The sequence below is a fragment of the Paenibacillus sp. 1_12 genome, from assembly GCF_900114475.1.
GTDB lineage: Bacteria > Bacillota > Bacilli > Paenibacillales > NBRC-103111 > Paenibacillus_S.
Genome location: NZ_FOTE01000002.1, coordinates 742,628 through 756,447 on the forward strand (window position 1 = coordinate 742,628; position 13,820 = coordinate 756,447).

Sequence of the window (13,820 nt, forward strand, 5' to 3'; positions counted from 1 at the left end):
GTATGGTTACTCCTTACCATAAGTTTTGTTTGAACCGTTTGGCGACCGAGTTGGCTGATAGCACGAGTATTAATCCGACTACAGATTCGAACAGGCCAAGCGCCGCCGTTAAACTGAACTGTCCGCTTTGAAGACCGACCTTGTAAATGTAGGTACTGATGACTTCTGAAACAGCACTTACCGTGGAGTTTTGCATAATATACACATGGTCGAACCCTACCTCTAGTATTCTCCCCATCGACAGAATCAGCAAAATGAAAATGGTAGGACGGATGCCGGGCAGCGTTATATGCCATACCTGCCTCCACTTGTTGGCGCCGTCCATGCTGGCTGCTTCGTACAATGAGCTGTCGATTGCAGTCAATGCGGCTATATAAATAATGGCGCTATAGCCTGCATCTCTCCAAATCCCCGATCCAACAAAAACGGCAATCCACGAATTTTCTCTATACAGGAACGGAAAGGGCTCCCCAAAAAGATAAGTAATGACATGATTGATCGCGCCCGTCTGCATCGAGAACATCGTCGTAATCATCCCACCGACAATAATCCAGGACAGGAAATGTGGAATGTAAAGCATTGTTTGGACACTTCGTTTAAACCAGCTCTTCCTTACTTCGTTCAGTAGAATAGCAATCACTATAGGAAAAGGGAAACTGACGAAAACTTGCAGCACACTTAATACTAACGTGTTTTTGATGACTGAAATTGTTTGTGAGCTGTGAAAAATCGTTTGAAAATGCTTGAAGCCCACCCAGGTGCTGCCCCAAAAACCATCGTGAAAATTGTAATTTTTAAAAGCAATGACCAGGCCGAACATCGGAACATACTTGAAAATGATGTAATACAAAATGACAGGTATAAACATAATTAACAAGGGTACGTTTTGGATAAATTTTCTTCGTCTTATTAACCGATTACTGTGGGCCCTGGTATAACTGCTATCCGAACGAACCGAAACCTCCCTCACTTCATCACTCCTCAAACTTATTTTGCTTTACGCTCTTACACAGTAAACCTAAGCCGCTAAACGGTCAATAAACCGTTTTCATTCTATAGATAGCATTCCTAAAACGCCCTTACCTCAGGCAAAAAGAGCCCTTTGAATCTCTTTGCAGGTTCAAAGGGCTCTTCATATACAGATTTCCGAAATAGATCGATTTCCACTCAAGCCTTATTTTTACGGTAGTCCCCTGGTGTTTGTCCGACGTATTTTTTAAATACCCTGATAAAAGAAATAGAATGCGTGTATCCTACCTTCACAGCAATATCCTGTACCGGATCCATCGTTTCCAGCAGCAAACTCTTGGCCTTCTCGACACGCACTTTGGTAACGTAATCAATAAATTTTTCGCCAAATTCTTCTTTAAATAATAAACTTAAATATTTCGCATTCACTTGAACCGTTTCACTTAATAACATCAGGGAAAGATCCGGATTGCCATAGTTCTGCTCAATATAAGTTTGAAGTCCCCTTATCAGCTTATGATTATTTTTCCGTTCTTTCAAAGCACGGATGGCCTGTTCGAAATCGGTTAAACCTTGATACATGCGACTTAGAATTTCCTGCGCCGAATGATTCGAGGACAGCATCAATTCCAGCTTGGGAGCGACTTCCTTATTCCAATACTCCCTTATGTCGGAGGAAAGCTGATTGATCTCTTCGTTCAGATGATAAATCACATATTCCAACATGTTTTTAATATGATCGGAAGTGAATAAATTGGTCGTCAGATGCATCCTCAATTGCTCAAATTGGCTATGCCATGACGGATCGTCCAAGCGGTACAACTGGGAAATCGTGCGTACCGTATTCAAATAAGGGAGAATTTTCCCCTGCTTGCGGCCTGCAATATCCCAAATCCCGATAATACGATCATGACCCATGCTTGATTTATACTTTAGAGACTCCTGTGCGTCTGCATAGGATTGCGGAATTTCGTCCATCTGCTCGCAAGAACTCCCAATGCCGATCGTTACGGTAAAGGCAACATTGTGCTTAAGCCATTCTATGTTGCGTTCGCACAATCGAACGACCTGCTCCTGGCTCTCCATGTCCGCACCTTGAAATATGATGCCTAATTGCATCGGATCCAGCCACTCCGACCATTGACAAATACCTGCTTCAGCCGATATTTCCTTAATGACATTTTGCAGCAAATATTTAAGCAGAGCCTGATCCCTCTGCGAATACTTGCTTATAAATTCTTGTTGCTTGTCAATTTCAAAAATACTTACAAACAACGAAACATTGTCTAACTGCAAACCCTGTCTCTGCCACTCTTCTTTTAATTCTTCCAAATCGGATTGGCTGTCGCCGTTCATTAATTGCCGGAACTGATGCTGACGGCGTAAAATCATACTTTCTTCATGCTGCTTTTCAAACAATAGCGATTGATCGATGATTCGATCTAAAGCGGTTTCCAAAAATTGAAGCTCATCCTTTCCACGATCACCTTGATGCTGCATCCGCTTGTGCAAAAGATAAGCATTGATTTTATCATTTATCGATTGGATCGGCGCATAATTACGTCTGACCACATACACAATCCAACCCATGCCCAATATGGTTAAAACAATACCGGCTGCAATAGAAACATAAGTAAACACAATTGCGGTATCCAGCATTTCTTCGTTAGCTGTGCCTACTGAAATTTTCCACTGTGTATAATTGGACACCTCTTCCGCAGAGTAAGAAGTCGATAACCTCTCTTTGCCGTTATCCACCCCTTGCCCGTAAATGCTTTGTCCTTCTTGACTCATCAACTCCACTTTACTGAATTCTGTCTTAGTCAGTCCGTTCAAAAATTTGGCAATCGTACTGACCCTTATATTAATGACCAATATCCCTTGACTGTTATCAAACGGAACCGGCTTTACCAATGATATAACGTTGTAAGACGAATCATTTTGATATGTATCCTTATAGGAGCGGAGGTTCGTCCAATGTACGGGCAAACCATTTTGCCGCACGCTCGTAATAAAATCTTTATCTCCAAACCTATCCAACGGAATCTTATATCCAGGAGTGAAGACCGTTCCATCCTTATTCCGAATTAAGTAAGCGGTATCAATAAAAGGGGAGGCCTCGGTAAATTCCGTGAGCTTGTTCACGATTTCCTTGGAATAAAGGTCCGGGAAATTGGAATCGGAAGCCGTACCGAAATATTTTAAAAGCGGATTAGTAATCAATTCTTTGGCAATCATTCCTTCCACATCCTGAAGGTTGCTGTCTACCATTTTCATGATGTAACTGGCGAGAGCGGCATTTGCGTTTGAAATAGCCCTTTGGGTAAGCTCACCTACCGATAAGTAAAACAACAAGCTTATCACAACCGTAAATACAAAAAAGACCGGAAGGAACGAAATCATTTGTCGATATAACCATTTGTTCTTCATATATGTATCTCTTCCCCTTTGTAGCTTATAACATCAAGTAAAGGGATCGCGCCTAGACACAATCGGCTGACAAGTATTTATCCTTAATAAGATACGCAGTTCATAAGGCGGCTGATATAGGAATCGAGTTTACTTGTTACTTCCCGCCAATTTCACAATAAGAAGCCCCGCATTCGGCGCAGAACCGAACTGAGGGGCTTTGTAATTACGGGTGTTAGCGTACCTGCGGCACACGCTTGGCAAGCTGTGCAGGTGAACCCGACCCAGAGGTTATCGGCGTTAGGCAGACCCTGAAGCAAAAACCTTCCGCTTTCAGCAAATACTGAGGGAGCACTCCAGGACCGCAGCTGGCACTGCCGATGCCGTTCTGCGCAAGATCAAGATGCAGGAAGACGCGGTCGCGTTCCTTCAACTCATACGTATGCTGCGCCCTCTCGAGATCCTCGCTCGTATAGCGTCGAGCCGTAAACTCGAACTGCGGCGAACCTGTCGCCAGCAGACCCGCTCCCAGCTCATTCGTCAACGCGAGCCAGCGCGTATCGACGCGGTTGCCATTTTCCTGCGGTACGATGTATTCGGTGAACAGCTCGCGCACGGTTTTCCGGTAGATGCCGAACCTTGCGGCCTGCTTCGAGTCAGCGTACGCTTCGCCAGGGCCTCTGCCGTACCATTCAGCCCGCTCATAATCGTTCGGCAGCGCCAACCGCAGCCCGATGCGGGGAAGCGTCTCCGGAGCGCCGTTACCATCAATCGATCCGTTCACGTCGACCATCACGTCGCCATTGGCATAAATCGTGTAGGTATACAGCGTGTCCACCGACCATTTTAGAATCGGCGGCGCCACACGTACCCTGCAGGTGACCGTTACGACCGTTCCGCTGCCATTACAGCACCAGTCCACGCTCATCACGCGGTGCTGCAGCCAATGCAGCCCACAATTTTTCCATACGACCGTTGCTCGTTTGTCATCTTCGATAGATGTCCTCCAGTCACCGATCGGTCGCATATCGTTGTCCGTCGGAGCGCGCCACAGATCGAGCCTAGGTCCTTCCTCAAGCAGACGGACGCCGGCGTGTCTCCAGTCTGCGATAACGCCGTATACACAATCGAACTGAAGCTCAAAATCGCCGCCTCGCACCTCCAGCATCACGCCATTCTCCGTCACGGACAACGGTGCGAAGGCGGACAGTTCAAGGGTAGGTTTCTGCTCCGATTTGTTCAGGAGTTCGAACTGGGCCCACGCAACCTCGAAGCCTGCTTCGGCCCAAGTCTTATCGGTGGCAAGCAGGAGGCTGACATTCAACCAGTAATCGGTTGCCGGCTGCAGCCGATCTGGCAGCGCATAGTTGATGTTCACGGTGCCCGTACAACCCGGCGCGATATCGGGCAGCTCGCTTTTGCCCGAGCATAGGACTTTTCCGTCTGCCATTACATTCCATACAAGATTCAGATGATCCAGATGCAGAAAATCGTATCGATTCGTAAGCTTCAACTGCCCAGCCTGCAAATCCAACGCTTCGATTACAACCGGCTCGATCACCTTTTTTAATTCCAACAATCCCGGAGATGGCACACGGTCCGGGTTAACGAGACCGTCGATGACGAAATTCGAATCGTTCGGGTGGTCGTCAAAATCGCCGCCGTAGGCGAAGAATTCCACACCGTCAGCCGTCCACTGCCGGATACCTTGATCGATCCATTCCCACACGAAGCCGCCCTGCAGCCGCTTATAGGCATAGAAGACGTCCCAATATTCCTTCAAGCCGCCCGGACCGTTGCCCATTGCATGCGCATATTCGCAAATGATGTGGGGCTTGCCGAGATCTTCACGCTGGCCAAGCTCGTGCAACTGCCAAATCCTGTTGTACATCGTGCTGAATACGTCGGCGGTCACGGCCTCCCTATCTTCCGCGTAGTGCACCAGACGTGTGGGGTCGTGCTCCTTGGCCCAGCGGTACATCGCCGCGTGATTACAACCGTAGTACGATTCATTGCCAAGCGACCAGAAGATGATAGAGGGATGATTCTTGTCGCGCTCGATCATCCGTTCGATCCGGTCTAGATAGGCAGCCTCCCAATCGGGGTCATCGCTTAATTGATTGGAGTTGTCTGTCTTACGGAAGCCGTGGCACTCCAGATCGGCCTCGTCAATGACGTAAAGGCCGTATTCGTCACACAGATCATAGAAACGCGGATCGTTCGGATAATGCGAGGTACGGACAGCGTTAATATTGTGCTGCTTCATCAGCAGCACGTCCTTTCGCATCCATTCAATCGGTACGCTTCTCCCAAGGTCGGGGTGATGATCGTGCCGGTTGACACCCTTGAACATAATCGGCATCCCGTTTACGAGCAGCAAGCCACCCTTCAGCTCCACGTAGCGGAAGCCAACGCGCACTGTCGTTACCTGCGTGGTATCGCCAATTACCCGGATCAACAGCTTGTATAAGTACGGGTCTTCGGCAGACCATTTCCTAGGGTTGACGACTGGAAGCGTAAACACTGTGGTGTGATCCTGCGTCAGTTCAACACTCGTTATGGTTTCCTCTGCATTGCCGCCTTCTACCGGCCCTCCGCATGCATCGAGCAGCTGCAACTCAACCCGCACGGCTTGGGCTGCTGCGTTCACGCTGCGCAAGCGCAATCTGACCCCGAGAGTGGCATCACGGTAGTCCGTATCGAGCAGCGTCCGAACCGTATAATCGTATAAGTGAGTTTGTGGCGCAGCTGTCAAATAAACGTCGCGGAAAATACCGCTTAGCCACCACATGTCCTGATCCTCGAGATACGAGCCGTCCGACCACTGCATGACACGAACCGCAAGGACGTTCGTCCCATCGCGGACAAGGTCGGTGATATCGAACTGCGCCGGCATGCGGCTGCCCTTGCTGAAGCCCGCTTCCCGTCCGTTTACCCAAACGAAGAATGCGCTGTCTACGCCTTCAAAATGCAGCGTAATGCGCTGTCCGTTCCAGCCAGCCGGAACCGTAAATTCACGGCGATAGGAACCGGTCGGATTATCGGTCGGCACAAGTGGTGGTACAATCGGGAACGGGTAAACGACGTTCGAGTAATGCGGTTGGCCGTAGCCGTGCATTTGCCAACAGGAAGGCACAGGAAGGTCATCCCAGCTGCTTGCGTCGAAGGCTTCTTGGTGGAAGCTCGACGGGGCGTGAGCAGGAGTCGGGGCATAGTTAAATTTCCAATTTCCATTTAACGGCACATAGTATGGGGATAACTCCCGTTCACCGCATAGAGCGCTTTCGTCATCGCCGAATGGAATGAATGCAGCTCTTGCCGGCAGCCGGTTCCGCTGCAGCAGCCTGTGATTTTCCCAGTCGTTCATCATATTCAATCAAACACTCCTATCCAAAATAAAAATCCCATATTTATAAATATGTAGATCGCTTCAGACCCTTTAAATAGCAAATCATATCCTGGGGTGAATGCCGCTATCTTCAAGCAGCCGCCCAGCTTTGATTGAATACGCATATTGTTTGCAATTATATTTACTATCCTACTGTATAGAAGCAGCAAGAAAAATGGATTAATTTCGTTTCTTTTATGTCCTATAATCGGTTACCTCTGCCTTTAACATGAACTGTATTCATGCAAAAGAGATGCCAAAGGCATCCCCTTCATAACCAACGCTTCATTAAACTTGTCGTCTACTGCGAGAATAACTGCCATTTCTGATTGGCTCCGCCATTATCTGTCCACTGAATGAGCCCAGCCCCATCTGCCGTCGAGCCACCGTTAACATCCTGAGATTGCGATGCTAATCTTGTATTTAGTGACATTAGTGAAAACTAATATTGGACGTGTTTGCACCTATATCAATTAACCCCTGGGAAGCGCTAGTGATCTTATTACCGTTCATCTTCAAATCGGTGATAGTTACATTGGAAACCTTGCTGGAGCTGTCGTAACCTTGAATGAAGGAATGAAAATTGTTGATATTCTCAAAGCTAACGCGGGTCAGTTCTATATTGCTGACGGGGCCAACCTCGCTACCGCTATATTTGGCCGTCCAGATGAGGATCGGAGCCGTCCTAAATTGGCCGGAAGTCCCATTATTATGGATCTTTTCCGTACGGATGTCGATAAAATGAATACCGTCCCATACGCCATTTCCTTGGTCATGATCCACACTGACGCCCCGATAGCCCTGAATCACGTCAATATTTTGAAACCAAATATCACTAACTGATGCATTTCCTTGCATGCCTACCTTGGTACCTGCAGATTCGGTAAAAGCAACCGAATTCTTGAATACGACATCCGTCATCGATTCTTCCGATGATGATTTTGCATCGTATACATCATCGCCGGTATAGGCGAAGCATTGATCCACAACAGCGTGGGAAGTATTGACGAGATCAAAGCCATCTCCATGGATCCAGTTGACGTTATTTATAATCTTTACATTTTTGATGTTGACATTAGTAGCATCTTGAATTCTAAAGTTCCAGGTTGTTCCATCTCTCAGGGTGATACCCTCGAAAGTCAGGTTATTCGGTTTTGTTCCTCCACCACTTTTGGAAGAAGAGATGATGTTCTCACGGTTCGGCCCGCTATCGCCTGTTGTAAGCGTAGACCCATTGGAGTCGATCATACCTCTACCTTTGATAGCTACATTCGATTTCCCTACGATGCGGATGTTGGCTGCGGGAAAATTGTCCCCGGAGAAATCATAATCGCTTAACGTCGATGATCCGCGAAGTACCGCACCAGCAGCTAAATATAGCGTGACGTTACTTTTCATCTCAAGTTGAGAGAACTTATAAATACCCTCTGGGAAATAAACCGTGCCGCCGCCGGAACGAGCGTTGGCATCATTGATAGCTTGTTGGATTTTGGACGTCATCAGATTGCCGCCCGTATTATCCACCGAATAATCATTGATGCTCTTTACGCTGCCGCCATTGGGTGATGGCCTGTCTGTTTCGATAGGGTCAGCCATGATAACAAGGTTCTCCAGGTTATTGATCTTGATCACTAAGTACCGCGATCCAGATTGGGGAAGGGAGAAGGTTAGATCCTTGCCGCTTTTAGTTGCCGAGATGCCGTAACTGTGAGGGCTGATATCGTAGGAAGTGATGTTATCTTTGGCTGTTACTTTGAATGTAGCCGTACCGGAATAAGCAAACTGGGCAAAGGAATAGTCAAACTGCCTGGCAACCCTGACAGTAGTCGAATCAACCCTCAAAGTGTAGTCCGAGCTTGTACCGAAGTGAGAAGGATAAGTCACTACGGTCGCAGCGGATGCAGGCTGGGCCATGTTAATAGAGAGACTTAAGATTAGGGCAGCAACAACGATCATTTTCACCAGCACATTTCCGATTCGCAAATTCACTTTACTAAAATGCATTAATATTTCGCCTCCTGTTTAATTGTAATCGCCTCACACTGATTCTCATATCCTTTCAAATAAGTTTCGTACAAGATAGATTAAATGGCACAACCTCCTCTCGTCTAAACGTTTGTATATGTGATTCTTCCTGTTTGCACGAAGACAGACCGGAAGATTGTCACCAGAAAATTCACTTCACAGACCGGCATCATTTTCAATTGATTGTGCGCCTACCTCGGACGAGCACATTAAACTGAATTTCACACGAATCTTTGCAAAGAAGATTCTGCGCAATCTATGCGCCCATTTGTTTGCGCTTACAAATTATTTCGTGTATACGGTAAGCAAGTTTGGCGGCTAAGTGGCGATAAGAAATTATGTAAAAGACCAAAGTGTCAAACAGGAGTATGTAAGGTAACACGAAGAGGCTATGGTGAAGTTCTAAAGCGAGCGAAGCGAGTAGGATAGATCCCCCGCAGCAAGCTGCGGGGAATATTCATTAAACAATATCTTTTTATAATTTAAACTGAGGCAGCCAATCTTTATTTTTTTCAAACATTTCATCTACCATTGATTTGATTTCATTAAGACTAAGCACTGCAGAAGTAAGTGGATCAAAACATATGGAGTGGAATACTTTTCTTGGATCCCCTTCAATCGCAGCTTCTACAGCTAGTTCTTCACATCTGGCATTCGTATTAATTAATAAAGCAAGTTGAGCAGGCAATGGTCCCACATGCATGGGATCAATCCCACGTTTTGAAGCGAGTACCGGAACCTCAACACAGCAACCTTCAGGCAAATTATCAATTAATCCAAAGTTTCTAACATTTCCATTAAACTCAAATAAGGTTCCATCCCCGATAGTTGCATTAAAAATGTAAGCAGCATATTCAGGTCCTCTTTCAAGGTCAATTTTATCTTTTTGTAACCACGCGTCTATTTCTGCTTTCCAAGAATGTTCTTTTTTCAAATACGACTCCAGAATGAATGCATGTTTTCCTGGGTTCGAACCTGTTCCATCTATACAATATTTCTCAATTAAATCAGGTCTTTTCCTAAACCATGGATTGTATTCTGAATTATGTCCACTTGATTCGGTTACATAATAGTCAAGATTAAAAAACATTTCATTTCTTACGATCTCGATATTATAGATCTCAGGGTTCTTCAAAGCTTCTCTTATAAGTGGATAAGCGTCTTTACCGTTCCATTTATACTCAAGATAGAAAGCTTGGTGGTTAATTCCCGCGCATTTGTATGTGATTTCATCCATAGGTGCGCCAATCCATTTAGCTAGCTTCCCTGCTGTTCCTTGAACACTGTGGCATAAACCTGTAACTTTTACTTTACTCATTCCCTGCATCGCTCTACAAAGCATAGCCATAGGATTGGTATAATTTAAAAATATAGCATCAGGACAGTATTTTTCGATATCCTTACAAATATCAAGCATGACAGGGATGGTTCTAAGCGCTCTAAAAACTCCAGCTGGACCTCTTGTATCACCACAATTGATATCCACACCATATTTCATTGGAATTTCAACATCATGTCTCCAGACGTTTACTCCACCGGCAAGAATCGTACATACAACACCATCTGCCCCTTCAAGTGCCTCAGCCCTACTCTTAGTTGCTATAACTTTTGCCGGATATTTCCCTTCCTCAATGATTCTATTTACTGCTTGGGTTATAGCAGTCAATCTCACATCGTCAATATCCATAAGTGCAATTGTACAATCCGATAATGCCGGAAATGTCAAAATGTCTTTTACTAGAGTCCTCGTAAACCCAAAACTCCCTGCTCCTATAAACGCAATTTTCTTCATATCATCGCTCCTTTTTTTGTTATTTAATCATTTATTGTCTCTCAATCTAAGTTTTATTATAAACTAGTAGGACTTTATTTAAATGGAGATATGCCATATAAACATGTTATAATGTCTTTAATCAAAAAAATAAAGGAGAGGGATATGGATAGACGACCAGAGAAGGTTATTGTAAATAGTTCAAGTTATATAGATTCAAATTTAGGTCTTACTCCATATTATTGGGGCTATCACACTTGTCCACCTGGTCATAAATACGGTCCAGCTACTAGAGATCATTATTTTATCCATTACATAATAAAAGGAAAGGGAATCTTTCAATTAAATAAAGAAACCTATTCTCTAACAGAAGGCCAAGGTTTTTTGATATGTCCAAATGATATTGCCTACTATAGAGCTGACGATAATGACCCTTGGGTATATACTTTTTGGGGTTTTAACGGAATTGATGCATTACAATATTTAAATCGCGCCAACTTAAATCATTCAAATCCTATATTCACGCATCATTATGATGACCAATTTTCAGAAATAATAAATAAAATGATAAATCTTAAAGATAGGATACAAAGTCGTGATGTTATGTTTACCGGCTTATTATTTCAGCTTCTTTCCATATTAATTGAAGATTCTAACAATGAAATCAAATCTGAATATACAAAAGATTTATATGTAAAAAAAGCTATAGACTACATTCACAGAAATTATTCAAACAAAACAAGTATTCATGAAATCGCAAATTTTGTTGGACTGGATAGGAAATACCTCTCAACTATTTTCAAAAGTGTTTCAGGTATCTCCCCTCAAGAGTATTTAGTCAAATACAGAATAAATAAAGCTTGTGAGTTAATGGCGAACAACGCGTTGACAATAGGAGATATTGCACGGAGTATAGGTTATACGGACCCGTTTCTGTTTTCTAAAGTATTCAAGAAGATAAAGGGTTGTTCGCCAAGAGACTTTAAAAACTCTTTGTAAACAGTCCTAATCGTACCTATAGAGGAGAAAAAAGGGGATTGCATGAAGCAGCTCCCCTATTTCAATATTTCCTCAATTCTCAGCAGCTCTTCCTGGCTGAAATCCAGGTTGTTCAATGCTGCAACGTTGTCTTCAATCTGGCTTACCTTGCTTGCCCCTATAAGAGCCGAGGTTACACGTCCTTCTCTAAGCACCCAAGCTATGACCATTTGAGAGAGGCTTTGATCGCGCTCTAATGCGATGCTGTTTAAACGTTTGATCTTGGACATTACCTCATCCGTGATGGATTGGACACTCAAAGATCGACTTGAGCCTGCAGCCCTCGAATCCGAAGGAATTCCGGTAAGGTAGCGGTTGGTCAGCAGTCCCTTGGCTAAAGGTGAAAAGGCAATGGAACCTATTCCTTCCTCTTTCAATACATCCTGCAGCCCGTTTTCTATCCATCTTTCAAACATAGAGTACTTGGGTTGGTGGATCAGACATGGGGTACCCAGATCTTTCAAAATGGTAGAAGCCTTTTGGGTTTGGTCGGCGCTGTAATTGGATAGTCCAACATACAAGGCTTTTCCCTGCCTTACGGCCAAATCCAGGGCATGCATCGTTTCTTCCATTGGTGTTTCGGGGTCTGGCCTGTGTGAATAGAAAATGTCAACATAATCAAGTCCCATACGCTTAAGGCTCTGGTCAAGGCTGGAAACTATGTGCTTCTTTGAGCCCCCGTCTCCATAGGGGCCTTCCCACATCCTATTGCCTGCTTTGGTTGATATGATCAATTCATCACGGTAAGCGGCAAAGTTCGCTTGTAGGATTCTGCCGAAATTCTCTTCTGCTGATCCTGAAGGCGGACCGTAATTGTTGGCTAAGTCAAAGTGGGTAATTCCAAGGTCGAATGCTCGGCGCAGCATTTCGCACTGGGTTTCCAATGCATTTACGCCTCCATAATTTTGCCATAGGCCTAGGGAAATTGCAGGCAGTTTGAGACCCGAGTTTCCACACCTGTTATACTTCATACTGGAATATCTTTCTTTTTCAGGCATATAGCTCATAAAATAACCCCCATCTCTTATTGATTATAGTGATCACACGAGGGTGATTATTTCCACCTGAGGAGGATGAAGGTAGTCCTGATATTTGTTAGCGACACTGCCCGCTCGGGTATCCCCTTCATGGAAATATACCCGATATTGATATCGTACCGTTTCCTTTGGCTTGATTAATTTGCCGCCGTTAAAGTAGAAATTGTTGGCAGCAAGCAAGCCGTAGTTGCGAATATGCCAATAGGTCGGAAATTGTTCATTGTCCGGATGGTCAAATGCGGCAATCCCCAGTGTATGTCCTCCCACTTCACCGAAGTAATCACACCATTCTGCACGTTTCCCCCAACACTCAGCTTCGCTGACAGATCCGTATGAGTTCACCATAGAACCTCCATTATTTACCTTCATAGATTCCGCTACACGGATGCCAAGCGGGCCGGCTTCTTTGGTAGCACCAAATTCTACCTGGCCGTAGCTTGCAGTAAACACTACATCCAAATCTATGATTCGTTCGCCCGCTGGTGTGTTGTATACAGTGATGGTACGAACTTCATCGATTTGCGGCTTTTTATTAAAACTCGTCCATACATTGTGTGATGTAATGACACCGCATACGGGTCCGTCAGTCACTTCAGCAAATTTTTGATGAAGCTGTCTGCCGTGCTGTTCCGCAGGTTCATTCCACATGTCAATTCCATTCACATCGCCGATAGCCAGCCAAAGTGAGCGGTGATGCTTGTGTTCCTTAGTTTCGAAATCGAGCCGGGTATAGCTCTCACCATAAGGTCCGATCATGGGTCCAAGATATGGCTTTGCGATGGAGGTATCATAGACGTAGGAGGTAAAATAGCTGCCGCCGACAAACACATCAATTTTCTGCGAAACTTCATGGATGAATTCCACACCGGAAGCCGTCATCTTTTGCCAAACTGCTCCGGATTCAATATTATACGTACGACATTCGCCTTTTGCTAGATGCTCGACTACGAAATGAATATGGTAGTAATCGCCGACCTCTCTTACTTGTACTGCGGTAACGCCGCCCTGTTCGTCCTTCATAACTAAAGAATTCAAGGCAGCACCTTGTAACAAAGCATTATTTTTATCCAATTGGAACACAACTGGACAATAATTACGGTCATGATTGCCTGCATTTACTTTAATTTGAAAAGATACCGACATGCTGTTTCACCCTCTTTTTAGAATAGAAGCCCTCTGGGGA

General features: G+C 44.9%; 9 protein-coding genes. 1 reads left to right on the plus strand and 8 read right to left on the minus strand.

Annotated elements, in window-relative coordinates; translation table 11 throughout:
• Positions 1-13 precede the first annotated feature (13 nt).
• The 6 genes from BM210_RS07180 to melA form a co-directional block, all read right to left on the minus strand.
• Positions 14-868, minus strand: coding sequence for an ABC transporter permease (locus BM210_RS07180; protein WP_091166183.1), 855 nt, complete (start codon positions 866-868; stop codon positions 14-16).
• A 299-nt stretch (positions 869-1,167) separates the two neighbouring features.
• Entirely contained in the window at positions 1,168-3,399 is a 2,232-nt protein-coding gene (locus BM210_RS07185) for a helix-turn-helix domain-containing protein (protein ID WP_091166016.1), read from the minus strand.
• Between the two features lie 214 nt (positions 3,400-3,613).
• Entirely contained in the window at positions 3,614-6,748 is a 3,135-nt protein-coding gene (locus BM210_RS07190; protein WP_091166017.1) for a beta-galactosidase, LacZ type, read from the minus strand.
• Positions 6,749-7,067: 319 nt separating this feature from the next.
• Positions 7,068-7,199, minus strand: coding sequence for an RICIN domain-containing protein (locus tag BM210_RS36180; protein WP_218184897.1), 132 nt, complete (start codon positions 7,197-7,199; stop codon positions 7,068-7,070).
• A complete protein-coding gene (locus BM210_RS07195) occupies positions 7,199-8,770 on the minus strand; it encodes a glycosyl hydrolase family 28 protein (RefSeq protein WP_091166018.1) in 1,572 nt (523 codons plus the stop codon). The genes BM210_RS36180 and BM210_RS07195 overlap by 1 nt, the downstream gene beginning before the upstream one ends.
• A 496-nt stretch (positions 8,771-9,266) precedes the next feature.
• Positions 9,267-10,583 (minus strand): alpha-galactosidase, encoded by a 1,317-nt coding sequence (gene melA / locus BM210_RS07200; RefSeq protein WP_091166019.1) that lies wholly within the window; start codon positions 10,581-10,583, stop codon positions 9,267-9,269.
• A 144-nt stretch (positions 10,584-10,727) separates the two neighbouring features.
• Here melA and BM210_RS07205 point away from each other — a divergent pair, with 144 nt between their 5' ends.
• Positions 10,728-11,561: an AraC family transcriptional regulator gene (locus BM210_RS07205; RefSeq protein ID WP_218184898.1), complete on the plus strand. Its 834-nt coding sequence runs from the start codon at positions 10,728-10,730 to the stop codon at positions 11,559-11,561.
• Positions 11,562-11,617: 56 nt separating this feature from the next.
• On the opposite strand, the gene mgrA is transcribed toward BM210_RS07205, so the two are convergent.
• Together mgrA and BM210_RS07215 are read right to left on the minus strand one after the other, a co-directional pair.
• Positions 11,618-12,607 carry an L-glyceraldehyde 3-phosphate reductase gene (gene mgrA, locus BM210_RS07210; RefSeq protein ID WP_091166021.1) on the minus strand — a complete coding sequence of 330 codons (990 nt, stop codon included), beginning with the start codon at positions 12,605-12,607 and terminating at the stop codon, positions 11,618-11,620.
• Between the two features lie 33 nt (positions 12,608-12,640).
• On the minus strand, positions 12,641-13,780 hold the full coding sequence (locus BM210_RS07215) for a DUF6807 domain-containing protein (RefSeq protein ID WP_091166023.1): 1,140 nt from the start codon (positions 13,778-13,780) through the stop codon (positions 12,641-12,643).
• Positions 13,781-13,820 lie beyond the last annotated feature (40 nt).